The organism is Streptacidiphilus monticola (genome assembly GCF_042658505.1).
GTDB classification, from domain to species: domain Bacteria; phylum Actinomycetota; class Actinomycetes; order Streptomycetales; family Streptomycetaceae; genus Streptacidiphilus; species Streptacidiphilus monticola.
Genome location: NZ_JBHSQJ010000129.1, coordinates 1 through 225, shown reverse-complemented (window position 1 = coordinate 225; position 225 = coordinate 1). Strand labels below are relative to the sequence as shown.

Here is a 225-nt window from a genome sequence, read left to right as displayed (position 1 = left end):
GGTGGCCGACGCCGAGCACGCGCGCACCCGCCAGTCGCTGATCGCGGCCGAGCTGACGCACCGTCACGCCAGCCTGGCCCTCGCCGCCGCGACCGCCGACGCCGCCGCGCTGCGGCGTGAGCTGCTGGACGCCCGCACCCTGCACTCCGCCTGGCAGGCGACCGAGTCGGTGCTGCGCCACCGTGCCCCGGCCGACCGTGCCACCCGCGTGTCCGCCGCCATCCG

1 protein-coding gene is annotated in these 225 nt (G+C 79.1%); it reads left to right on the top strand.

What is annotated here, in order from left to right; genetic code table 11:
* A partial coding sequence (locus ACFP3V_RS26165; protein WP_380588298.1) for a hypothetical protein occupies nucleotides 1-225 on the top strand: 225 nt, incomplete at both ends.